General features: G+C 67.1%; 22 protein-coding genes. 13 read left to right on the top strand and 9 right to left on the bottom strand.

Annotated features, from left to right (window positions below; all coding sequences use genetic code 11):
• Window positions 1–11 precede the first annotated feature (11 nt).
• The gene (locus tag HNQ08_RS04720) at window positions 12–584 is read right to left on the bottom strand and encodes a cob(I)yrinic acid a,c-diamide adenosyltransferase (RefSeq protein ID WP_184127943.1); all 573 of its coding nucleotides are present in this window, start codon (window positions 582–584) and stop codon (window positions 12–14) included.
• Window positions 585–663: 79 nt separating this feature from the next.
• Between HNQ08_RS04720 and HNQ08_RS04715 the strand changes: the two genes are divergently transcribed.
• Window positions 664–1,854, top strand: a complete 1,191-nt coding sequence (locus tag HNQ08_RS04715) for a molybdopterin molybdotransferase MoeA (RefSeq protein ID WP_184127942.1) — start codon at window positions 664–666, stop codon at window positions 1,852–1,854.
• 21 nt (window positions 1,855–1,875) lie between these two features.
• Here the strand turns inward: HNQ08_RS04715 and HNQ08_RS04710 are convergent, their stop codons facing one another.
• Genes HNQ08_RS04710 through HNQ08_RS04700 form a run of 3 tightly spaced genes read right to left on the bottom strand, consistent with a single transcriptional unit; the run spans window position 1,876 to window position 5,619 of the window.
• Window positions 1,876–2,778: an adenylyltransferase/cytidyltransferase family protein gene (locus tag HNQ08_RS04710; RefSeq protein ID WP_184127941.1), complete on the bottom strand. Its 903-nt coding sequence runs from the start codon at window positions 2,776–2,778 to the stop codon at window positions 1,876–1,878.
• Between the two features lie 13 nt (window positions 2,779–2,791).
• Complete coding sequence (locus tag HNQ08_RS04705; protein ID WP_184127940.1) at window positions 2,792–4,255, bottom strand: nicotinate phosphoribosyltransferase; 1,464 nt, start codon at window positions 4,253–4,255, stop codon at window positions 2,792–2,794.
• Window positions 4,252–5,619: an MFS transporter gene (locus HNQ08_RS04700; protein ID WP_229789736.1), complete on the bottom strand. Its 1,368-nt coding sequence runs from the start codon at window positions 5,617–5,619 to the stop codon at window positions 4,252–4,254. The genes HNQ08_RS04705 and HNQ08_RS04700 overlap by 4 nt, the downstream gene beginning before the upstream one ends.
• A 141-nt stretch (window positions 5,620–5,760) precedes the next feature.
• On the opposite strand from HNQ08_RS04700, the gene nadE reads away from it, so the two are divergent.
• From nadE to HNQ08_RS04675, 5 genes are all read left to right on the top strand, one after another.
• On the top strand, window positions 5,761–6,606 hold the full coding sequence (nadE, locus tag HNQ08_RS04695) for an ammonia-dependent NAD(+) synthetase (RefSeq protein ID WP_184127939.1): 846 nt from the start codon (window positions 5,761–5,763) through the stop codon (window positions 6,604–6,606).
• Window positions 6,607–6,670: 64 nt separating this feature from the next.
• A complete protein-coding gene (locus HNQ08_RS04690) occupies window positions 6,671–7,591 on the top strand; it encodes an Ig-like domain-containing protein (protein WP_184127938.1) in 921 nt (306 codons plus the stop codon).
• Window positions 7,592–7,721: 130 nt separating this feature from the next.
• Window positions 7,722–8,489 (top strand): sulfite exporter TauE/SafE family protein, encoded by a 768-nt coding sequence (locus HNQ08_RS04685; RefSeq protein WP_184127937.1) that lies wholly within the window; start codon window positions 7,722–7,724, stop codon window positions 8,487–8,489.
• Window positions 8,486–8,749 carry a hypothetical protein gene (locus HNQ08_RS04680; RefSeq protein WP_184127936.1) on the top strand — a complete coding sequence of 88 codons (264 nt, stop codon included), beginning with the start codon at window positions 8,486–8,488 and terminating at the stop codon, window positions 8,747–8,749. Before HNQ08_RS04685 ends, HNQ08_RS04680 begins: the two co-directional genes overlap by 4 nt.
• A gap of 288 nt (window positions 8,750–9,037) precedes the next feature.
• A complete protein-coding gene (locus tag HNQ08_RS04675) occupies window positions 9,038–10,702 on the top strand; it encodes a VOC family protein (RefSeq protein ID WP_184127935.1) in 1,665 nt (554 codons plus the stop codon).
• Between the two features lie 6 nt (window positions 10,703–10,708).
• Here the strand turns inward: HNQ08_RS04675 and HNQ08_RS04670 are convergent, their stop codons facing one another.
• Window positions 10,709–11,404, bottom strand: coding sequence for a DUF2259 domain-containing protein (locus HNQ08_RS04670; RefSeq protein WP_184127934.1), 696 nt, complete (start codon window positions 11,402–11,404; stop codon window positions 10,709–10,711).
• 162 nt (window positions 11,405–11,566) lie between these two features.
• Here HNQ08_RS04670 and HNQ08_RS04665 point away from each other — a divergent pair, with 162 nt between their 5' ends.
• The 3 genes from HNQ08_RS04665 to HNQ08_RS04655 all read left to right on the top strand — a co-directional run bounded on the left by HNQ08_RS04665 (window position 11,567) and on the right by HNQ08_RS04655 (window position 14,263).
• Window positions 11,567–13,510 carry a heavy metal translocating P-type ATPase gene (locus tag HNQ08_RS04665; protein ID WP_184127933.1) on the top strand — a complete coding sequence of 648 codons (1,944 nt, stop codon included), beginning with the start codon at window positions 11,567–11,569 and terminating at the stop codon, window positions 13,508–13,510.
• Between the two features lie 177 nt (window positions 13,511–13,687).
• Window positions 13,688–13,897 (top strand): hypothetical protein, encoded by a 210-nt coding sequence (locus HNQ08_RS04660; RefSeq protein WP_184127932.1) that lies wholly within the window; start codon window positions 13,688–13,690, stop codon window positions 13,895–13,897.
• A gap of 36 nt (window positions 13,898–13,933) precedes the next feature.
• Window positions 13,934–14,263: a hypothetical protein gene (locus HNQ08_RS04655; protein ID WP_184127931.1), complete on the top strand. Its 330-nt coding sequence runs from the start codon at window positions 13,934–13,936 to the stop codon at window positions 14,261–14,263.
• A gap of 58 nt (window positions 14,264–14,321) precedes the next feature.
• On the opposite strand, the gene HNQ08_RS04650 is transcribed toward HNQ08_RS04655, so the two are convergent.
• From HNQ08_RS04650 to HNQ08_RS04635, 4 genes are all read right to left on the bottom strand, one after another.
• On the bottom strand, window positions 14,322–15,383 hold the full coding sequence (locus tag HNQ08_RS04650) for a type III polyketide synthase (protein WP_184127930.1): 1,062 nt from the start codon (window positions 15,381–15,383) through the stop codon (window positions 14,322–14,324).
• A gap of 102 nt (window positions 15,384–15,485) precedes the next feature.
• Window positions 15,486–16,391 (bottom strand): aldo/keto reductase, encoded by a 906-nt coding sequence (locus tag HNQ08_RS04645; RefSeq protein WP_184127929.1) that lies wholly within the window; start codon window positions 16,389–16,391, stop codon window positions 15,486–15,488.
• A gap of 100 nt (window positions 16,392–16,491) precedes the next feature.
• Window positions 16,492–17,310: a nitroreductase family protein gene (locus HNQ08_RS04640; protein WP_184127928.1), complete on the bottom strand. Its 819-nt coding sequence runs from the start codon at window positions 17,308–17,310 to the stop codon at window positions 16,492–16,494.
• Window positions 17,311–17,372: 62 nt separating this feature from the next.
• Window positions 17,373–17,690 carry a hypothetical protein gene (locus HNQ08_RS04635; protein WP_184127927.1) on the bottom strand — a complete coding sequence of 106 codons (318 nt, stop codon included), beginning with the start codon at window positions 17,688–17,690 and terminating at the stop codon, window positions 17,373–17,375.
• Between the two features lie 57 nt (window positions 17,691–17,747).
• On the opposite strand from HNQ08_RS04635, the gene HNQ08_RS04630 reads away from it, so the two are divergent.
• The 4 genes from HNQ08_RS04630 to HNQ08_RS04615 all read left to right on the top strand — a co-directional run bounded on the left by HNQ08_RS04630 (window position 17,748) and on the right by HNQ08_RS04615 (window position 21,026).
• The gene (locus tag HNQ08_RS04630) at window positions 17,748–18,236 is read left to right on the top strand and encodes a hypothetical protein (RefSeq protein WP_184127926.1); all 489 of its coding nucleotides are present in this window, start codon (window positions 17,748–17,750) and stop codon (window positions 18,234–18,236) included.
• A gap of 203 nt (window positions 18,237–18,439) precedes the next feature.
• Window positions 18,440–19,147: a YqjF family protein gene (locus HNQ08_RS04625; RefSeq protein WP_229789738.1), complete on the top strand. Its 708-nt coding sequence runs from the start codon at window positions 18,440–18,442 to the stop codon at window positions 19,145–19,147.
• Window positions 19,148–19,258: 111 nt separating this feature from the next.
• On the top strand, window positions 19,259–19,780 hold the full coding sequence (locus tag HNQ08_RS04620; protein ID WP_184127925.1) for a MarR family transcriptional regulator: 522 nt from the start codon (window positions 19,259–19,261) through the stop codon (window positions 19,778–19,780).
• The gene (locus HNQ08_RS04615; RefSeq protein WP_184127924.1) at window positions 19,773–21,026 is read left to right on the top strand and encodes a cytochrome P450; all 1,254 of its coding nucleotides are present in this window, start codon (window positions 19,773–19,775) and stop codon (window positions 21,024–21,026) included. The genes HNQ08_RS04620 and HNQ08_RS04615 overlap by 8 nt, the downstream gene beginning before the upstream one ends.
• The last annotated feature ends 39 nt before the right edge of the window (window positions 21,027–21,065 follow it).

The following is a 21,065-nucleotide window of genomic DNA, read 5'->3' as shown; positions in this document are numbered from 1 at the left end:
CCCCTGCGTTGCTAGCGCCGCCCCTTCACCAGCCAGGCGTGTTCCTCGATGCCCGCCGCCTGATTTGCCGCGCGGGCCATCACGAACAGCAGGTCCGACAAACGGTTCAGGTAGATCTGCACTTCCCGGTTGGCCTCCTCCACCTCCAGCAGGCGGATGACCTCGCGTTCGGCGCGGCGGGCCACCGTGCGGGCGACGTGCAGGCTTGCGGCGGCGGGCGTGCCGCCAGGGTGGACAAAGCCGGTAAACGGCGGCGCGGCCTCCTGATAGCGGTCGATCATGGCCTCCAGAAAGGCGGAGTCCTCGGCGTCGATGCGGCTGATCTTCTTCTCGTAGGTGGTGCCGGGCCGGGTGGCGAGGTCCGCACCCAGATCGAACAGCGCGTTCTGCAGGTATTCCAGATCGGCGTCGAGCGCGGCGTCGGGCTTGTGGCTGCGGGTGTTGTGCGCGCGCGCCAGGCCCACGGCACTGTTCAGTTCATCCACGGTGCCGTAGGCCTCCACGCGCGGGTGCGTCTTGCTGACGCGGTCCGCGCCGTACAGTCCAGTGGTGCCGCCGTCGCCAGTCTTGGTGTAGAGCTTCATGAGGACAGGGTAGTGGGTTCTGGGCCCGGGAGGGTGGGAAGGGCTTCCCCGCCTGACGGAGCCCTCTATGCTGTGCGGCATGTCCCAACCCACCTTTCCCATGCACGTCAGCGTGGCCGAGGCCCGCGACATGCTGGCCGCGCTCCTACCCAGGCTGGAAACCGAGACCGTGCCCGTGAACAGGGCGCTGGGCCGGACCCTGGCCGCCGATCTGGAGGCTCTGGTCAGTCACCCCAGCGCCACCGAGAGTGCCCTGGACGGAATCGCCGCCCGCGAGGCCGACACGCTGGGGGCCAGTCCTGGGACGCCGGTGCGCCTGAAGCTGGTGGGGGAAAGCCGCGCCGGGGTGCCATTTGGGGGCCAGGTCAGCGCGGGCGAGTGCGTGCGGATCTACACGGGCGCGCCGCTGCCCGCAGGCGTGGACGCCATCTGCCCGGTCGAGGAACTGGAGGACAACGGTCCCGAACACGTTCTGCTCAGGCGCCCGGCCTTTCCCGGCGACGTGCGCCCCGAGGGCGGCGACTTTCGTGCGAGCGAGGTGATCATGCGCGCCGGATTGCGTCTGAGCGCCCCACGGGTGGCCCTGGCCGCCGCGTTGGGTCACGCGGAGGTGCCGGTGCGGCGCAAACTGCGCGTGGCGCTGCTGTCCACCGGCGACGAGGTGATCGAGCCGGGCGCAGTCCTGCAGCCGGGTCAGGTCTACGACAGCAACCGCGCCGGGCTGTCGGCCATGCTGCGTGAGAGTGGCTGCGAGGTCAGCGAACTGGGCCACGCCCCGGACAGCCCGGCGTCCTTGCAGGCGGCCATCGCGGGCGCGGGCGGCGCGGACGTGCTGCTCACCAGCGGCGGCGTCAGCATGGGCAAGTACGACTTCATGCGGGACCTGCTGATCGAGCGCGGTAGGGTGGCCTTCTGGAAAGTGCGGATGCGCCCTGGCGGTCCGGCGATCCTGGGCGGCTGGAACGGGCTGCCAGTGTTCGGCCTGCCTGGGAATCCGGTCAGCAGTCTGGTGGTCTTTCACGTCGTCGTGCGGCCTGCGCTGACCGGGCAACCGGTGCAGAGCCTCAAGCTGCGCGCCGCCACTCCCTTCCGAGGTCTGAAGGACAAGACCGCCTTCTGGCGCGGCGTGATTCGGGACGGCGAGGTCCACGACTACGGGCAGCAGGGCAGCGGCATCCTGCGCTCGCTGAGTGACGCCGACGCACTGGTCATCGTGCCGGAAGGGGGGGCGGTGGAGACCGGTGACACGGTGGACGTGGTGTTGCTGTAGACGCGCTGAGCCTCAACCGCCCTATCCAACCCCCAGCAGCCGCGCCAGAATGACGTGATGGTCCTCGAAAAACCGGCGGGGACGGGCCAGTGCCGTGGTCAGCGCAACGGGGCGGGAGGCAAAAGCAGGTGGCGGCGCGCCCGAGTAGATATGCGCGGCAGTCGGGGCCACCAGCGCGCGGGCCGGATGATCGAACACCGCCTGCGCTCCAGGGCGGGGGCGTTCGCCGGGCGGCAACACCTGTCCCGGCAGTTCCCACAGCCCCGCCCCAATGGGACCGGTGCGGGTGTGAAGGGCAACCCTCTGCCCGGTCCGATGGAGCCAGCGCTCCTCTATCAGCCGGGCGCCGGGCGGCAGGGCGGCGCGGGCCGCCGTCACCGCCTGCCATTCGGCCTGAAGGCGGGTAAAGGCAGGGGTGCGGGTGAACGTTTCCAGGAAATCCTGAACGGTCTCAGGAACCCCGGCGGGGAGCGGCAGGCCCTCAAACAAGGCGCGGCGCAGATCCGTGGCGTTCAGTCCCGCCGTCTGAGGCACGTTCAGCCGGGACCAGCCGGGAAACCAGCGCAGGTAGGCGCTACTCACATCCTTCTCGAAGCCCACGAGGGCCAACGCCGCTGCCGGGCCGAACACGGCGGCAGCCTGACCTCGGACCGCCGCCGCCCAGCGTTCGGCGTCGAAGTGATCGCGCAGCGGGCGGAAGGTCACGCGTCGAAGTTCGGCCCCACTGGCGTGCAGGGCGGCGCGGAGCATGCCCATGCGTTCAGGGGCGCTCCAGGGATTGTGGACGCTGCGTGCCAGATTGGCGCTGCCCATCAGGACCAGCACCTGCGGGGCGCGGTTCAATGCCTGCAGAACGCTGCCGACATGCGCGGCGTGTGGAGGCTGGAAACGGCCCACGTACACCGCGCCGTCCATCCCAGTCATCCCACAAGCCCAGTCATCCCGCCTTGCCCCGCAGGTGCGCGCTGACCGTATCGCGCAGCTCCGACACGTCCGCGCCCAGGCTGACGCGGTAGACATGAGGGTTGAGCAGACGGCGCGTCTCGGCGGGCAGGCGGGCCAGTTCCTGACGGGCGCGGGCCTGAATATTAGTCAGCGGGGCCGTAGGCTGGGTGCGCTTGCCCGCCCGCATCACAGGCTGGCGGGCGTCCTCCCATTGCAGCGTGGCGGGCAGGCGGGCCGCGCGCAGCGGATTAGTGGGGTCGGTGACGGTCTGCCCCGGCTGCGGCTCGTCCCCCAGGGTCAGCACGTCCCAGGCAAAGGTGCTGTCCCCATCCCGGGTGCCGTCCACCCCGCGCCACACCCGCTTGACCCCGGGGAGACTGGATTTGACGGGATCACCGGTCAGCTTCATGCGCGGCTGGCCGTTCAGTTGCGTCAGCTTGTACACGCCACCCAGCGCCCCGCCCCCAGGCCCGCCCGCCGTCACCAGTTGCGTCCCAACGCCGTACACGTCCACCCGTCCACCCTCCGCGATGATCCCGGCAATGACCCCTTCGGACAGATCGTTGCTGGCGACAATCTTGACGTCACCGAATCCGGCTCCGTCCAGCGCGGCACGGATAGTCCGCGACAGGTAGGCCAGATCGCCGCTGTCCAGCCGCACGCCGCGCAGTTCGTGGCCCGCCGCGCGCAGTTCGCGGGCCACCGTCAGGGCATTCGGCAGGCCGCTGCTCAGGGTGTCCACGGTGTCCAGCAGCAGCGTGGTGCTGTCCGGATAAACCCGCGCATAGGCCCGGAAGGCGCTCAGCTCGTCCTCGAAGCTCTCCACCCAGGCGTGGGCGTGCGTGCCGGTCAGGGGAAGGCCGAACCGCTGGCCGGCCTCCACGTTGCTGCTTCCCGTGGCCCCGCCCACGAAGGCCGCACGGGCCGCACTCAGCGCGCCGTCCGGGCCCTGGGCGCGGCGGGTGCCGAACTCGATGACCTCGCCCCCAAATGGGCTGGCCGCCGCCACCAGCGCGCAGCGGGCCGCCTTGGTCGCCACTAGGGTCTGAAAATTGAGGGTGTTGAGCAGCATGGTCTCGATGAGCTGCGCCTCCCACAGCGGGGCCGTGACGGTCAGCAGGGGCTCGTGCGCGAAGACGACGCGGCCCTCAGCGAAGGCGTCGATCTGACCGGAGAACCGCCAGTCACGCAGGGCGGCCAGAAAGTCAGGGCGAAACAGGCCCAGGGTGTCCAGGTACGCCAGTTCGTCCTCCGTAAAATGCAGGGTCTCCAGGGTGTCCAGCATCTCCTCCAGCCCGGCCCAGACTGCATAACCACCCTGGTAGGGCAATTTTCGGAAGAACAGATCGAACACCGCCGTCTGCGTGTGCAGTCCGCTGGCAAAGTAGCCCTGCATCATGGTGAGCTGATAGAGGTCGGTCAGCAATGCGGAGGGGCGGACGGGTGCCGGGATCATCCCACCACCTCGGGCAACTGCTGGCCACGCGTCTCGGCGCCGATGGCCCACGCACAGGCAGCGGCTACCGCAAACAGCGCGGCGAACAGGCCCAGCGCCGCCTCCAGGTTGCCCGTGAGCAGCAGCGCCCCCACTCCGGGCGACAGCACGCTGGCTACCCGGGCCATGCCGCTCACAAAGCCCATCCCGGTGGTGCGCAGCGACGTGGGAAACAGCTCGGGGGTGTAGGCGTACAGCGCTCCCCACGCCCCCAACAGGGCGGCGGAAAGTAGCGCCAGCGCCAGCAGCACGGCGGTGGGTGTGCTTGCGATCAGGAACAGCAAGGCCCCCAGAGCGCCGAACGCCAGAAAGCCGCTCAGCGTGACGCGGCGGCCTACCCGCTCCACCAGCCACGCCGCGAGCAGGTAGCCGGGCACCTGCGCCAGCGCCAGCAGCAGCGTGGTGCGGTAGACCTCACCCAGTTCCAGCCCCCCGGCCTTCAGGAAGCTGGGCAGCCACGAGAAGATGCCGTAGTAGCCCAGGCTCAAGCCGAACCAGATCAGCGCCAACAACCCCGTGCGGCGGGCCAGGACACCCGAAAACAGGGCGGCGGGCGTAACGCGATGGGTGGGCGGCGGCGCCAGGAGCGGCGAGGCCGCCAGCGCGACGCCATTGACGCGGGCCACCCGCTCCAGCGCTCGCCGCGCGCCCATCGTGTCCCCGCGCGCGAGCAGCGAGCGCGGCGAATCCGGCACGCCCAGCCGCGCCAGCAGGCCCAGCACACCGGGCAGCGCAGCCAGCCCCAGCAGCCAGCGCCAGCCCTCGGCGGTGGGCAGGGCGGCGCTCAGGAACCACGCCAGCGCCGCCACCAGCACCGTGCCCAGCGCCCAGAAACTCTCCAGGTACACCAGAAAGCGGCCACGCCACGCGGTTGGAATGAACTCGGCCATCATCGCGTAATCCACCGGTAGCGTGCCGCCGATGGCGAAACCGGTCAGGAAACGCAGCGCCGTGAGCAGCGCCACCGACGGCGCAAAGGCCCCCAGCACCCCGAACACCACGCCCAGCGCCACGGTGGTCAGGAAGACCGTGCGCCGCCCAATACGGTCCGCCAGCCAGCCCCAGAACAGCGCTCCCAGCAGCATGCCCGCGAAGGTAGCGCTCAGCAGGCCAGTGGCCTCAGCGGAGCCGCGCTCCAGCCCGAAGGCCACGCTGATCCCGGGCAGAGCGAAGCCCACCAGCAGCACCTCCATCGCGTCGGCGGCCCAGGTCAGGCCGCAAATCGCCAGCAGACGCCACTGGAAGCGGCCGAGCCCCAGGGCGTCGATTGCGCTGTCGATGGTCTGCCCGGCAGACGCAGCGCCCGAGGAAATAGAGGAGGTCACGGCGAGAGTCTACGGGGTGCGCCCCACTTGTCCGTTGCCCTGATTCACACCGCGCCCCCAGCGTGAAGATTCTCTGAAAATGACGGAAGCCTCAAGCCCGGCCATCTGGCTTGCACCCGGCCCCTCCCCGATACTCGGGCCATGACCAGGACGGATCCCGCCTCCTTACGTGAGCGCATTCGCCGCGAATTGCACGTGCAGCCCGAGATCGATCCGGCTGCGGAAATTGAGCGGCGCGTGGCCTTCCTGGCCGACTACCTGCAAAGCACGCCCGCATCCGGTTTCGTGCTGGGCATCAGCGGTGGGCAGGACAGCACGCTGGCCGGGCGACTGTGTCAGCTGGCTGCCGAGCGGCTGCGGGAGGCGGGGCAGGAGACAACGTTCACCGCGGTGCGCCTGCCCTACGGCGTGCAGGCCGATGAGGCCGACGCTCAACTCGCGCTGAAATTTATCCATCCGGACCGCTGCCTGACCGTGAACATCAAGGCGGCGGCAGACGCCAGCGCGGAAGCCGCCCGCGCCGCCACCGGGGAAACCCTGCGGGACTTCGTGCGAGGCAACATCAAGGCGCGCGAACGCATGGTGGCCCAGTACGCGCTGGCCGGACAGGAAGGGTTGCTCGTGGTAGGCACCGATCACGCCGCCGAGGCCATCACCGGCTTCTACACCAAGTACGGCGACGGCGGCGTGGACGTGACCCCGTTAACCGGCCTGAGCAAACGTCAGGGCGCGCAGCTCCTGCAGCATCTGGGTGCGCCGGAACACACCTGGCGCAAGGTGCCCACGGCCGATCTGGAAGATGACCGCCCCAGTCTGCCTGACGAGGTGGCCCTGGGCCTGACCTACCCCCAGATCGACGACTACCTGGAGGGCCACGAGGTGGCCCCGGAGGTAGCCCAGCGTCTGGAACGAATGTACCTGAACACCCGCCACAAACGGGCCATGCCGGCGGCACCGCAGGACGGATGGTGGCGCGCGGAAGACTAGACAGGCCCAGCACAGGAATGCAAATCTTCTCCTGCCCGCGATCAAGCCACCCTAGTCTGCGTCAGTGAAGAAACTTTTTCTGCCCTTGATCGGCTCTGCCCTGTTGCTCGCCGCCTGCGGCGGCAGTCCCCAGCCGGCCAGCGATCTCACTGCCCCCACCGTCACCCTGACCGCTTCGCAGAGCGGCACGACGGTTAATCTAAGCGCCACCGCCGCCGACAACGTGGGCGTGACCAAAGTGGAATTCTACCGCGGCAGCACGCTGGTGAATACCGATAGCACTTCGCCGTACACCACCGCCGATACAGTCAGTACGGCGAACAACGGCAACGTCACTTACACTGCCAAGGTTTACGACGCTGCCGGAAACGTAGGGCAGGACAGCAAGACGATCGCGGTGAATGTCACTCCATCCGGCGAGACGCTGTATCAGGGGGTCTGGGGCTGGGGGATCGGTAACGCAACCACTGGAGAACTCATCGATAACGGCGTGGTGGTCTTCGATGACGAGGTGGTCAATCAGGGGCGAACCGTGGCTACTGGCGCGTATGTCAACCTAGTTGCCGGCTCTGATCAGCCTGGCGACAGGTTGGGCTTTGCATTGCTCGGTCCCATCTCAGCGGCAGGCAAGCTCGAGACAGGCTTCACGCTGAACACCAGCGGGGACGACAAAATCTACTTTGTCGGCGCGGACGACAATGACGCGCTGGAACTGTACGAGGGAAGCCTTGCCTTTGAGGGTGTGGGGGCCATTTTCACTGCCAGCAACCAGCCTGGACAGCAGGTGGAGGTGATCCTGATTCAGGTCAGCGACACCGTTCCCTCCGGGGCGACGTGGGAAGCCTTCAAGGTCAGGGCCAAGACCCTGGCCGCCACCGCTCTGAAGGCTTCGTTTAAAGAAGGTCATGCCGCCAGCCGGACAACAAATCAGGTAACGCCCGGCCTGTTCGACGTGGCGCAGCACATCTTCCAAATCAGCCGCTAGGAAACCTGTTCTGACCAGCGCGGCCCCTGCACAGGACATCGGGCCGCGCCCTTATGATGGAGTTGAGGTTGATCGCATTTTGCACGCCCGCGTCCCCTGCCCGTGTTAGCCTCTGGCCCGTGAGACAACGATGATTTCTGCCGTGACGCTGGCTGTGATCGGCGTGGGCCTGCTGGCCGGGGTGCTGGGCGCAATTCTGGGCCTGGGCGGCGGCGTGGTGGTGGTTCCCGCACTGGAATTTGTACTGCCGCGCTTCGGGCAGGAGATCACCATCGGGCAGGCGGTGGCCATCAGTCAGATCGGGGTGCTGGCAGTGGGCCTCAGTGGGGCCGCCGCGTACTTGCAACGAGGTCTAGTACGCGCCCGCACCGGCTACCTGCTCTCGCCATACACCATCGTGGGCGGGGCAGTGGGCAGTTTCCTGGGGCTGGTGCTGCCCGCACAAGCCGTGGCTACCGTGTTCGCCGCGCTGCTGCTGTACTCAGCCTACAACCTGTTGCGCGGCCTCAAGCGGGTGGAAGTCGAACGCGAACCCAGCCGCATGGTGCCCCCTGCCATGACCTTCGCCGGAATCATGAGCGGTCTGCTGGGCATCGGCGGCGGCACGGTGCAGGTGCCCGTCCTGAATCTGATGGCGGGCCTGCCGATCCGTCAGGCGATTGCCACCAGCACCTTCATCATGGGCCTGACCGCCGTGGGCAACGCGCTGGTCTATCAGGCGGGGGGACTGCTGGATCTACGTCTGGCCGCCGGTGTCGCGCTGGGCGTGCTGATCGGCGCGCGGGCGGGGGCTGGCCTGCAAAGCCGTATTCCGGCAGACCGCCTGAAACTGGTGTTCAGTCTGCTGCTGATCTTTACCGCTGTGCAATTGCTGTGGAAATACTGGGGTAACGCATGACCGGGCCGCAATCTGAAATTGCTGGATTGCCGTCCTGGCTGTATCCCGCTGGATTCTGGGTGGGCGTGGCGCTGTTGGCTGTCGGCGTGCTGTTTCCTGATCTGGCGGCTGCCGGTGTGGCCTGGATCGGCGCGGTGCCGGTGCTGGCGGCCCTGTGGGTGGCAGTGGCAGCCTGGAACCGTGACCGTCGCCTGAGCGTGGCCGCGCTGCTGGCGCTGGCGGGACTGGTGGCCGTGTTCCTGGCCAAGGGCCTGGTTTAAGGCAAGAGGCTTGCACTTATGAGTCCTGGGATCATCAGCGCAACTTGACGAACGCCGTCTGGAACGTCAAATAAATGTAGGTCATTAAGGAGCCGCTGGGGACGAGTCGAATCCTCCGGCAGCTGTCCTGGGCCGTCATACGACCTCCTACAACAAATGCCTCGAAACGTGCTGCCCCCGGATGGGAAAAGCCGGATGATCCGTCTTGGACAGGCCCTTCCTCCGCGTCCCTCAGGAAATGCCCGGACTGCGCTTGAATATCGTTTAACGTTAATCTATTATCTGACCATGAACCCTTCCCCCTCCGGCTCCATTTCCCCGGTGCAGGGCCTGCACCACGTCACGGTGATGGCCAGCGATCCGCAACGCAATATTGACTTCTACACCCGCGTGCTGGGGCAGCGCATGGTCAAGGTGACGGTGAATTTTGATGATCCTGGCACCTATCACCTGTACTACGGCGACCGCACCGGACAGCCGGGCACGATCATGACCCATTTTCCCTGGCCTGATGCCAGGCGCGGCGTGCGCGGCAACGGCGAGGTGGTGGCAACGGCTTATAGCGCGCCCACTGCCTCCTACGACTTCTGGCTGGGCCGCCTGACCGGGCTGGGGTTGGAAGTCCGCGGGAGCCAGCGCTTCGGGCACAAGGTGCTCACCGTGGATGACCCGGACGGAACATGGGTGGAACTGGTGTTCGAGGACGGCGCGCCCGTCGAGGACTGGCCCGGTTCTCCGGTTCCCCACGAGCACGCGCTGCGCGGCTTCCACTCGGTCACCGGCTGGGTGCGCGACACCGGGGCCGTGCGCGAGTTGCTGGTGGGGCAGCTAGGCCTCACGGAGGTCGGTACGGAGGACGACGCCCAGGGACCGCGCACCCGCTTCCGGGGCAGCGGCGATGACGACGGGGGCACGGGCGTGGGCCTCTACGTGGACGTGGTGGAACGGCCCACCGGGGCACGTGGCTCATTCGGGGCAGGCAGCGTGCATCACGTCGCGCTGAGGACCCGTGATGACGAGCAACAGGCAGCGTACCTGGGGCAACTGACGGCGGCAGGCTACCGCCCCACACCCGTCCAGGACCGCCAGTACTTTCATAGCATTTACTTCCGTGAGGGCAATGGCATTCTGTTCGAGATCGCCACCGACGCCCCCGGCTTCCCCGACGACGAGCCTGTGGACGAGCTGGGCAAGCACCTGCGGCTGCCCACGTGGTACGAGGCCCGCCGCCCGACCATTGAGGCCCACCTGCCGCGCATCGTCAGCCCCGAATACGGCGTGACGCTGGGGACGCGCAACCTGGAAACGGCTCCGGCAGGAGTGGAAGAAACACCAGCCTCGGGCATTCAGGTCTTCACCGCCGGACGCCCGTTGGGACAGGCACGCGTGGCGGCCATCCTGCTGCATGGGCGGGGGGCGTCGGCGCAGGACATCCTGTCGCTGGAAACAGAATTGAACCTGAGCGCCTTTACCTACCTGGCCCCGCAAGCCGAGGGGAACAGCTGGTATCCACAGTCCTTTCTGGCGCCAGTGGAACAGAACCAGCCGCAGCTGGACGCCGCGCTGGCGACGATAGACGCCCTGCTGGCCGAATTGGAAGCTCAGGGCATCGGGGCGCAGAACGTGGTGCTGGGCGGCTTCAGCCAGGGCGCCTGCCTGGCGCTGGAATACGCCAGCCGCAACCGGGCGAGGTTAGGCGGGGTGGTGGCCCTCAGCGGCGCGCTGATCACGCTGGGCGAGACGGGCGATCTGGGTGGCCTGCCAGTCTTCATGGGCAATGCCCCGGACGACGCCCACATTCCGCTGGACCGTTTTCAGGCCAGCGCGGAGTTGCTGCGTTCACGCGGCGCGGCGGTGGACGCCCGTGTGTTCCCTGGCCTGGGACACGCCATCAATGCCGAGGAACTGGACGCCATGCGGGCGCTGATGCAAGGGGTTGCGGGGCAGGTGTAGCCGTTTTTAGTTCAGCGTCGCCGCAATGAAGATGGGGGTAGCGTCCGGCCCCTCGAAACCCGGCCCGTAGGCGCGCACGGTGACCAACACCCGGTTGCCGCGCACGTCCACGCGCTCCAGCGAGTAACGGGCGGCGCACTGGCGGTCTGCGGGCAGGGTCACGTCACGGTGAATGGTCTGGGTGTTCACGGTCAGGCTGAACCCGGCAGGCACGTCCCCCGGCCCCAGCAGATCGCCGTACGGGCAGGTGGAGGGCAGGGCATACACGCGGAGTTTGATCGGCACTGGCACGGACCACAGCGCCACCGGCGTGGTACCGACCTGCCCCGCTCCCAGACCGTCGCTCCACTGCGGGAAGGGCTGGGGGTAGACCTTGTCGTACTTCGCGGAAGAGACCGCTCCAGGCGTCAGTCCATACGCTGCTAGGGTGACCGGGGTGGGCGGCGTCACCAGCAGCTTCCAGCGCAGCGTGTTGGGTGCGGCGTCCGTCGTCTGCTGGCGGCTGTAGAGCTGCGCGCCTGTCACCGTGCTGAACACCTTCAGGCTGGCCGTCCCGAAGCCGGAGCCGTCCCGCACCCCTGAACTCAACACCATGACGCGCGCCGAGTGGGTGGAGAAACGCACCTGATCAATCCCAACCCGCTCGTTGGCCGCCGCCCAGGTGACGGCAGCAGCCAGGGTCAGCGTCAGCAATCGTCCCATGACTGAGCGTACACCCTGAGCAAAGCAGCAGGCCAGCACGCGGAAAACAACGTCTCATCCTGACTTCTCCGCTCAGGATGGGGCGTTGAGTTTGGGAGAGTCGGAGGATAGAATGGCTTATTGAGAATTATTCCTGTTAAGGATTCTCTGTCAGGAGGCTCCATGACCACCCCCCATTCAGCCACGTCCACTCGTCTTGCCACGGCCACCCGCCAGCCCCGGTTCAATCTTTCCCCTGAACTGCGCTTCGCCATCGTCATGACCGGTCTGACCTTGCTGGGCCTGCTGGTGGGCGCAGCGGACCAGTCCCTGATCAACAATTCCTTCGTGATGTGGGCCGGCTACCTCGTCGCCTACCTGGCCGGGGGCATCCCTGCCGGGCGCGAGGCCCTGCGCAGCCTGTTCGTGGAAAGAAAGCTGGACGTGGACCTGCTGATGGTGGTGGCGGCACTGGGCGCGGCGAGCATCGGGCAGGCGGCGGACGGCGCGATCCTGCTGTTCCTGTTCTCCCTGAGCAACACCCTGCAGGACTGGGCGATGGGCCGCACCAAACACGCCATCAGCGCCTTGATGGACCTGAATCCGGCAGGCGCAACGGTGCGCCGCGACGGGCGCGAGCGCTGGTGCGAGCTGGGTGAGATCCAGATCGGCGACGTGCTGGTGCTCAAGCCCGGCGAACGCATTGCCGCTGACGCGCGGGTGACCCTGGGGCAAACGGCGGTGGACGAGTCGCCCATCACCGGGGAGAGCCTGCCCATCGACAAGGCGGTGGGCGCGGAACTGGCCTCCGGCACCGTCAACCTGAACGGCAGCGTGGAGGCGGAGGTGCTTCGTCCGGCGGGAGACAGCACCCTGGCCCGCCTGGTGGCCCTGATGGAACAGGCGCAGACTGCCAAGAGCCGCACTGAGACCGTTACCGAGCGCTGGAAGAGCCCCTACGCCACCGCCGTGCTGGTGCTGGTGCCCCTGGTGTTCGTGCTGCTGCGCTACGGCTTCAAGCTGTCGGTGGACGACTCGTGGTACCGCGCCATGACCTTCATGGTGGTGGCCAGTCCCTGCGCGGTGGTCATCAGCACGCCCGCCGTGATGCTCAGCGCGATGGCGGCGGCGGCGCGTGGCGGGGTGCTGTTCAAGAGCAGCGCGGCGCTGGACGCCCTGGCCCGCGTGAAGACGGTGGCCTTCGACAAGACCGGCACGCTGACCCAGGCGAGGATGACCGTGGCCCGCGTGGTGGCCGACGACGAACTGGGGGTGCTGGCCCTGGCCGCCGGGCTGGAACGCCACAGCGAGCATCCCATCGCGCAGGCGGTGGTCACGGCGGCGCGGGCACGGAGCGCTGCCCCCATCCCCGTTCGTAACGCGCAGGCCATCCCAGGCATGGGCATCGAGGCCGAGGTGGACAGCGGCGAGCGCGGCAGTGTTGAGCGGGTCTGGGCCGGCAACCTCCGCCTGATGGAACGGGAGGGGGCCCGCCTGACGCCCGTTCAGGACACGGCACTGCGCGAGCTGAATGCCGCGGGCAGCAGCACTGTGATCGTGGGCAGGGGCCAGCGGGTGGTGGCCGTCATGGGTGTGTCCGACACCCTGCGCCCTGGCATTGCCGACGCCATCGCGGGCCTGCGGAAGGCGGGCGTGGCCCATCAGGTGATGCTGACCGGAGACCGGGCCGAGGTGGCCCGGGCCGTGGCCCACGAGACCGGCCTGAGCGAGTACCGCGCCGAACTGCTGCCGGAGGACAAGCTGCGGATCATGAGCGAGCTGCCCGGCCCGCTGGCGATGGTGGGCGACGGCGTGAACGACGCCCCGGCCCTGGCCCGCGCCGATCTGGGCATTGCCGTGGCGAGCGGCACCGACGTGGCGATTGAAAGCGCCGACGTGGTCCTGATGAAAAACGATCTGGGCAAGCTGGCCGGGGCCGTGAGGCTGGCCAGGGACGCCCGCCGCACCGTGTTCATGAACCTGGCCTTCGCCTTCGGGGTTATTTTGATCATCGCGCCGCTGGCCGTGGCCGGGCATATTCCGCTGCCGCTGGGCGTGGTGGCACACGAGGGTGGCACGGTCTTTGTGGTGTTCATGGGGCTGCGGTTGCTGGGACACCGACTGTAAGTGCCCGCCTGCGTCACTGGCCCTTTCCGTTCCGAATCGGGGAGGGCTTTTGTGATTCAGGTCCTCACGGCGCTGGGAACATCTCGCCAATTCGCCAACGCCTTCTAAACCCGCCTCGCACCACCGCCCCCTCTGCCTCCCCTAGCCTGGAGCCACTCAACTTCAGGAGGTTCCATCATGGGAGAAGGGAAACCCGAGAGTAGTCAGACCGCGCACCCCGCCCAGGAAGGCCACAGCCCGCAGGGCGGCGTCAAGGACACCAATGATCTGAGCGACATCAAAGATGTGCAGAAAACGGGCATGCAGGAAAAGGCGAAGCAGGTAGAGAATCTGCCGGAGAGCGTCATCGGCACTGACACCCTGAAAAACCCCAACCAGCGCTCGTAACTGCCGGTCTCAGCGCGCCACCAGGGAGGAATCCAGATGGGAGAAGGCAAGCCACAGTCACAGGCCGAGGCAAACGTTGCACAGACCGATGTGCAGACCAACGACAAGTGGGACACTGGAACACCCAAGACCCCCAGCAAATCGGAATCGCAGGGTGTGGTAGACGCCATGAGCGACAGGCATGCCGGGGACGGCGCCACCACCGCCACCACGCAGCAGGTGGCCAGCACTCTCGATCCCCGCGCCCAGTCGCAGGGCGGCGACGCGATCAATCCCAGCAGCTTCGGCGGCCTGAAAGACGGCCTGCCCGCCAGCGGCGCTCCAGCTGACCCGGATAAAACCGTGGATGCGGACGAGAAAATCTAGAGCACGGCAACCACGCTGAGGACCCCCGATAGCTTGAGAGTCTCGGGGGTCCTTCTTTTTACAATTCCATGAGCACATGTTCCGCACTGAAGCCTGGCCCCATTGCGCTCAGGATCACCCTGCCCTGCGCTCCGGCCTTCAGCGTTTCTTCCAGCACGAACAGAACGGTGGCGCTGCTCATGTTGCCGTGATGGCACAGCACCTTGCGGCTGCTGTTCAGGGCACCCGGCGGGAGGCTCAGGGCTTCCTCGTAAGCGGCCAGCACCTTGACGCCGCCCGGGTGGACCACGAACGTGTTCACGTCCTCCCGCATCCAGCTGTGGCTGGCGAGCGCACCAGCCACGTTTTCCCGCATCATGCCGCGTACCAGGGTGGGAATATCACGGCTGAAACGCACTTTCAGACCTTCATCCACCACGTCCCAGCCCATGATGTCCTCGCTCTTCTCAATCAGGGTGCTGTACGCGCCGTGCAGGGACAGAAGCGCCGTTGGGCCGGGCACGTCCGGAGCCGTGACGACCAGGGCTGCGCCGCCATCGGCGAACAGGGCCGTGCCCACAAAATTGCTCTTGGACTCGTCCCCCTTGACCAGCGTCAGGCTGCACAGTTCCACCGCCACATACAGCACCCTCCGGAAACCTGCGCGCACCAAATCGGCGGCCCGCGCCAGCCCCGCCGCGCCGCCCGCACACCCCAGGCCCCAGATCGGCAGCCGCACAGCCTGACGGTTCAAGCCCAGCGATTCGATCAGCCACGCGTCCAGGCTGGGCGTGCTGAGGCCGCTGGTGTTGACCACGATCACCGCGTCAACGTCTGCTGGCCGAAGCTCGGCCCGCGCCAGCGCCTCCGCTCCCAGGCGGGTGATCAGTGCGCGGGCTTCCTCGATGAACACCGCGTTCTTCTCACCGAAGCCGCGTGGCTGCAGATACCACTCCAGTGGACGGGCCAGCGCACGCGAGCTGATCTGCGCGTTGCTGAACACGTCCAGCAGATGGGGGCGCGCCGCCATGCGGGGAAACAGGGTGCGTGCGGCAGCCTGAATCTCTCTCTGGGGAACGCGGTACGGGGGTGTCCCGGTCACCAGGGAACGCAGAACGGGCAGTGAGGCGGCAGAACTCATCCGGGCATTGTGGCGCGAAAGGTCAGGGGGAAGTGTCTATGGGTGAGCAAAACGTGGAAGCTGACCCACACCACGCTCTGACCTTATGCGCCGGGCTCGCCCCTACTTCTGGTTCTTCTCCCACTCGGCCTGCCCCACCTCGTCGAGCTTCCTGAAATCCTCGTCGGTCAGGGTCAGGCTGGCCGCGGCCACGTTTTCCTCCAGGTGGCGCAGCTTGCCGGTGCCGGGAATGGGCAGCATGACGGGGCTGCGCTTCAGCACCCAGGCCAGCGCCACCTGCGAGGGCGTCGCGTTCAAGCGCCTGGCCACCTCGTCCAGCACGCTGCCTTCCTTGGCAAGATTGCCCGCCGCCAGCGGGAACCACGGCAGAAAGCCGATGTTCTCGCGCTCGCAGTAGTCCAGCACGTCCTCGGATTTGCGGTTGACAAGGTTGTAGAGGTTCTGGACGGTGGACACCGGAAAGACCTCGCGGGCGGCCTCGATTTCCTCCACACTCACTTCCGAGAGTCCAGCGTGGCGAATGACGCCCTCGTCCATCAGCTCGCGGATGGCCCCAAACTGCTCGTCACGCGGCACGTTGGGGTCAATGCGGTGCAGCTGCCACAGGTCAATCCGGTCCACGCCCAGGCGGCGGCGCGAGATGTATGCCTGCTGCTTGAGGTACTCCGGGCGGCCCACCGGCGTCCAGACGTTGGGGCCGGTGCGGGTCAGCCCGGCCTTGGTGGCGATGACCACCGTGTCATAGGGATGCAGCGCCTCGCGGATCAGTTCCTCGCTGACCGCAGGGCCGTAGCTGTCGGCGGTATCGATCAGGTTCACGCCCAGTTCGGGCAGGTGCCGCAGGGTCTCCATCGCGCCCTCGGGGTCGGCGGGATCGCCCCAGATGCCGTCGCCGGTGATCCGCATGGCGCCAAAGCCCAGGCGATTGACGCTCAGGTCACCGCCGATCTGGAAAGTGCCGCTGTTGGCCGCGCTGGGTTGTTCGGTGGTGGTTGATTTGTCGGTCATGGGTGATTCCTCCGTTCGGGAGTCTGCGCCTCTTGAGGTCAGCAGGGATAGGGCCGGGTTGAGCATGTCCAGAGAATTGGTCCGGACCGGTTTGAAGGGTTCAGGCCGTTTCCACCTCTGGCACCGCACAGCTTTCGCGGGACACGAACTGCTCCAGGCGTTTGCGGTGGCGGCTGCTCCAGTCAATGGTGGGGCGACTGTGCTCCTGGGGCAGATACCCCAGACGGTACAGGGCCATCAATTCCAGATCGTCCGGCACGGCCAGCAACTCCTTGACTGCCTGCCAGTGGCGCGGAATCTCGGCGGGTGTGCTGACGAACTGGATGCCCATGTCCAGCGAACCCACGGCGTTCCAGATGTTCTCAATGGCCGCGCCCAGCCCGAACACGCTGTAAAACCCCGAAAGCTCGCCAGGACGGTATTCGGTCTTGTCCAGCAGCGCGGCCAGTAGCAGCGGGCTGCCGGCCACCAGCTTGCGGTTGTCCTCGCCCAGTTTTCTGGGGACGCCCAGCTGGCGCATCATCTTGAGGCCCGCGTCGCTGAACACCTGACGGGTAAAGGGTTTGAGAGGCCCCGGCAGGTGATCGATGTGGATGCCGTCGCGCTTTTCCTCCATCTCCGCCTGCGAGAAGCGGAAATAGCGGCGGTAACGCTCGAAGAACAGCCCGGCCTCGATCAATTCGGTCATGCTCTGGCCCGCCAGTTCGGCCACCCGGGCGATGGTCTGGGGGTTCTCGATCAGCACGAAGCGCCACGGCTGGGAGTTGAAGTGACTGGGCGCGGCCTGCGCCACGCGCATCAGCAGATGCTGGTGTTCACGGCTGACCGGATCGGGGCGAAAGGGGCCGTTGGTGGTGCGCCGCCGCAGCATGCCCTCGATCACCGGGGGCGGCGGGGCAGAAGAGGACGAAGAGATCATGGGGGCAGGCTACCAGCCCAGGCAAAGACCTCTGCCCCACCTGACGGCGCCGACGCGACACCTCACCACGCCGCCCACGCTCCCACGGCGTAGGCAAACGCGCAGACCAGTGCCAGCCGCCAGTGGCCCGCGCGGCCCGGACGGGTGCGCGGCATCAGCAGCAGCAGCGCCAGCGCGGGCAGCAGCGCCCACCAGCGCTGGCCCACGGCAAAGGCCAGCGCCCCGCAGATCAACACGCCCGCACACACGATGAAGAACAGCGCGTGATGCGGCCAGCGTGCCGCGTCCCTGCGCCAGCCCACTTGCAGGGACAGCCCCAGCAGGCTCAGCGCGGCCAGCAGGAGGCCGGTCAGCACCAGAGCGACGTGATGAACACCCACAGCGCCTAGGATATTCGTCTGGACGTTCCGTTCACCATGGGCGTATGGTCTGGAGCGATGAGGCTCAACCCCGCTCCCACCCTGCTGGCCGCCCTGATGTTGTGTTCGCTAGGGGCTTGCCGCAGGGCCGGTCAGGTAGGGGGCGGGGCCGAGGATCTGGTGTCGAAAGTGCTATTTACCGCCACCGGTTCGTACGACGCGCAGGCCGACCTGAAAGAACGCATCCCTGGCGGGCTGCGCCGCACCACGTGGACCACGAAGCCGCCGCTGCCCGTCCAGAAGATCGTCCTGCAATACGACAGCGATGCCCGGCCCCTGGCGTGGTTCCTGAATCTGAGCGGCGCGCAGTTCACGGCGCAGGCTCTGGCAGGGGACGGGGCGGCGCAGGTGGACACCCCACAGGGCCAGGGCTGGCGGCCCGCGAAGGGGACTCGCCTGGAAGACGTCCTGATCCTGCCGACAGGCCAGGACAGCATGAACATCCTGACGCGCTCCTTTATCACCCAGAACGAACCCAGTTTGCTGGAGGCGTTCAGGGCACGCTGAGAAAACCCAGTCATGTCCGGAGTTTGAGGTCGGATCGAGGCTGGATTCCGACTGGCCCCATGCTGTAGGACAACTTACGGGTCTGAGCATGGACGGTAGAGACTCAAAGAAGGCTGCCCCACCATCCATGCTCAGACCTTAATCGCTGTGGACGGCAAGCTTTGAAGAAATCCACCAGCCACCCCCGCGCTAGCCTCTGGACCATGTCGCCCACCGCAAGCTCCTGGATTCTGAGGATGGCCTGGCATGACCTCTGCTTCATGCACTGGACTGTGGACGCGGACGCCCTTGCCCGCACCCTGCCGCGCGGTGTGACCCTCCAGACTTACGGGGGCAAGGCGTACCTCGGCGTCGTGCCCTTCCGCATGTCGGACGTGGCCCCGCGCCTGGTGCCGGGCGTGCCGGGTCTGAGCCATTTCCCCGAACTGAACCTGCGGACCTATGTGGAGGCGGGCGGCGAGAGCGGGGTGTGGTTCTACAGCCTGGACGCCGCCCAACCACTGGCCGTGAGGCTGGCGCGGCGGTTCTTCCATCTGCCGTACTTCGACGCGTGGATGTGGGTCTCGCGCCAGCAGGGCGTCACGCGTTACGCCAGCCTGCGCACCCATCGGGGCGAGCCGCCCGCCCGCTTTGCCGCCGCCTATCGGCCCATCGGCGCCCCCATTGCCGCGCCCCCTGGGGGCCTGGAGGACTGGCTGACCAACCGCCTGAATCTGTACAGCGCCGACGCGCATGGGCAAGTGTACCGGGGCCGCATTAAGCACCACGCCTGGCCCCTGCGGCGCGCCGAGGCCGTCATCCGCGAGAACACGCTGGCCGATGCGCTGGGCCTCACTCTGGACAGTCCGCCTCATCTGCTCCACGCCGAGGAGTTGCGGGTCTACGCCCACTGGCTGGAGCGGGTGACGTAACAGCCCATCATCAACCGGCGGCCCTCACCCAGCCTTTACTATCGCACCCAACGCGCCCAATTGTGTTGATTGCAGTTTGCAATCATTTGAGGTGATGGGCATCATGGCGGGGTGAGCTTGCCGCCCCCCTCTCCACGTGCCGACGATGAACTCAACAGTTCGGAACTGCAGTTCCTGACGGCGATGTGGGATATCTGGCAGGCTCTGACCACTGTGGGCGAGGCCCGTCTGAGCGCCCAACACGGGCTGGATCTGCGGGGCTTTATCGCACTGTCCTACCTGCAGGAGCGGCCGCAGCAGCCCGCCGATCTGGCCCGCGAACTGGGCGTCCCACGCTACGAAATCAGCCGGGTTCTGGCGGCGCTGGACGCGCAGGGCGCCGTGACCCGTGAGCGTCGCACAGGGTCTCCTGGGGGGGACGGACGCGGCGTGATCATTCAGATCACTCCGCTGGGCTGTGAGCGCTGGGCCGCAGCCCTGCAGACCATCCGTACCCTGACCGGCCCACCCCTGGCGCATCTGGGACCCGCACGACAGCTCAGCCTGATCCAGACCCTGCAGGGCGTGGCCCACGTCGCGCGGCAGCAGACCGCAACCTTGCCCCACCCCGACAGGAGCCAACCCCATGACTGAATACTCTGAACGCAAGATCCCGCAACCTGCCTCCGGCTGCCCCTTCGGTTACGGCGAGCCGCTGACACATGAGGCCAGGGACGTGGCGGCGCTGCCTGCCCTGACGCGCGACGAGGAGGGCCTGTACCACATTCACCGCTTCGATCTGGCCCGCGAGGTGTTGAAACAGGACGCCGTTGTCCAGGCCGGATTCATGTCCGAATCTGCTGGCAGCCGGGGAACTTCACTGACCAACCTGCCAGTGCTGTTCGCGGAGGGAGACCACCACCACGACATGCGCCGCCAGACCGCCAAGTACTTCACCCCGGCGTCGGTGGCGGGCTACCAGCCCATGATCGCCAGCCTGGCCGACAGGCTGATCGCCAGACTGGCGCGTGACGGTGAGGCCAATCTGGACGACCTGAGCCTGGTGCTGGCCGTGGAGGTGGCCGCGCAGGTGGTGGGGCTGACCAGCAGTGTGTTGCCAGGCCTGGAGAAACGGGTCATGAGCTTCGTTGAACACGGCCTGGACAGTCAGCCGGGGGCCGCGCAGAACATGAGCAAGGGCCGCCAGACCCTGCTGCAGACGAACGTGGCGTCCTTCTTCCTGCTGGATGTGAAACCCGCCATCGTCGCCCGCCGACACAAACGGCGCGACGACCTGATCAGTCACCTGCTGGACCGCGACTACAGCGACACCGAGATCGTCACCGAATGTCTGACCTACGCCACGGCCGGCATGGTCACCACCCGCGAATTCATCAGCGCCGCCGCGTGGCACCTGTTGCAGCACCCCGACCTGCGCGCCGATTACGTCCACGGCACCGAGAAGGAACGCCACGCCATCCTGCACGAGATCCTGCGGCTGGAGCCGGTGGTCCGTACGCTGTACCGCCGCGCCACGCAAGAATTGACGCTGGACGGGCAGACCGTTCCGGCGGGCAGCGTTATGGCCCTGCACATCACCGGGGCCAACACTGATCCCGAGGTGGTGGGCGCCCCGGCCAACGCCCTGTGTCCGATGCGGCCACTGCCGCGTGGGGTGCAGGCCCCGGTGCTGGCGTTCGGCGACGGCCACCACCGCTGCCCCGGCGCCTTCCTGGGGATCCGCGAGAGCGACGTTTTCCTGCGCCGTCTGCTGATCTGGAACGACGTGGAAATCGTGACACCCCCCACGGTCAGCACCAACGAGACGGTCAAGGGCTACGAGATCCGGGGGTTCAGGGTTCGGCTGGGCCAGCAGCGCAAGGACATCGCGAGGGTCTGAGCGCGAATTGATCAGGGGAGGCGCAGTCGTTACGGACTG

It is taken from the genome of Deinococcus humi, from assembly GCF_014201875.1.
Taxonomy (GTDB): Bacteria; Deinococcota; Deinococci; order Deinococcales; family Deinococcaceae; genus Deinococcus; species Deinococcus humi.
The sequence above is the reverse complement of the archived record's forward strand: the minus strand, read 5'-3'. Positions and strand labels throughout refer to the sequence as shown.

Coding starts and splice junctions, on each gene's coding strand:
- HNQ08_RS04660 (WP_184127932.1), top strand. CDS start 13,688: ATGGGAGAAGGGAAACCCGAGAGTAGTCAGACCGCGCACCCCGCCCAG.
- HNQ08_RS04705 (WP_184127940.1), bottom strand. CDS start 4,255: ATGATCCCGGCACCCGTCCGCCCCTCCGCATTGCTGACCGACCTCTAT.
- HNQ08_RS04680 (WP_184127936.1), top strand. CDS start 8,486: ATGACCGGGCCGCAATCTGAAATTGCTGGATTGCCGTCCTGGCTGTAT.
- HNQ08_RS04640 (WP_184127928.1), bottom strand. CDS start 17,310: ATGATCTCTTCGTCCTCTTCTGCCCCGCCGCCCCCGGTGATCGAGGGC.
- HNQ08_RS04655 (WP_184127931.1), top strand. CDS start 13,934: ATGGGAGAAGGCAAGCCACAGTCACAGGCCGAGGCAAACGTTGCACAG.
- HNQ08_RS04720 (WP_184127943.1), bottom strand. CDS start 584: ATGAAGCTCTACACCAAGACTGGCGACGGCGGCACCACTGGACTGTAC.
- HNQ08_RS04665 (WP_184127933.1), top strand. CDS start 11,567: ATGACCACCCCCCATTCAGCCACGTCCACTCGTCTTGCCACGGCCACC.
- HNQ08_RS04715 (WP_184127942.1), top strand. CDS start 664: ATGTCCCAACCCACCTTTCCCATGCACGTCAGCGTGGCCGAGGCCCGC.
- HNQ08_RS04615 (WP_184127924.1), top strand. CDS start 19,773: ATGACTGAATACTCTGAACGCAAGATCCCGCAACCTGCCTCCGGCTGC.
- nadE (WP_184127939.1), top strand. CDS start 5,761: ATGACCAGGACGGATCCCGCCTCCTTACGTGAGCGCATTCGCCGCGAA.
- HNQ08_RS04685 (WP_184127937.1), top strand. CDS start 7,722: ATGATTTCTGCCGTGACGCTGGCTGTGATCGGCGTGGGCCTGCTGGCC.
- HNQ08_RS04630 (WP_184127926.1), top strand. CDS start 17,748: ATGAGGCTCAACCCCGCTCCCACCCTGCTGGCCGCCCTGATGTTGTGT.
- HNQ08_RS04675 (WP_184127935.1), top strand. CDS start 9,038: ATGAACCCTTCCCCCTCCGGCTCCATTTCCCCGGTGCAGGGCCTGCAC.
- HNQ08_RS04625 (WP_229789738.1), top strand. CDS start 18,440: ATGTCGCCCACCGCAAGCTCCTGGATTCTGAGGATGGCCTGGCATGAC.
- HNQ08_RS04670 (WP_184127934.1), bottom strand. CDS start 11,404: ATGGGACGATTGCTGACGCTGACCCTGGCTGCTGCCGTCACCTGGGCG.
- HNQ08_RS04710 (WP_184127941.1), bottom strand. CDS start 2,778: ATGACTGGGATGGACGGCGCGGTGTACGTGGGCCGTTTCCAGCCTCCA.
- HNQ08_RS04645 (WP_184127929.1), bottom strand. CDS start 16,391: ATGACCGACAAATCAACCACCACCGAACAACCCAGCGCGGCCAACAGC.
- HNQ08_RS04650 (WP_184127930.1), bottom strand. CDS start 15,383: ATGAGTTCTGCCGCCTCACTGCCCGTTCTGCGTTCCCTGGTGACCGGG.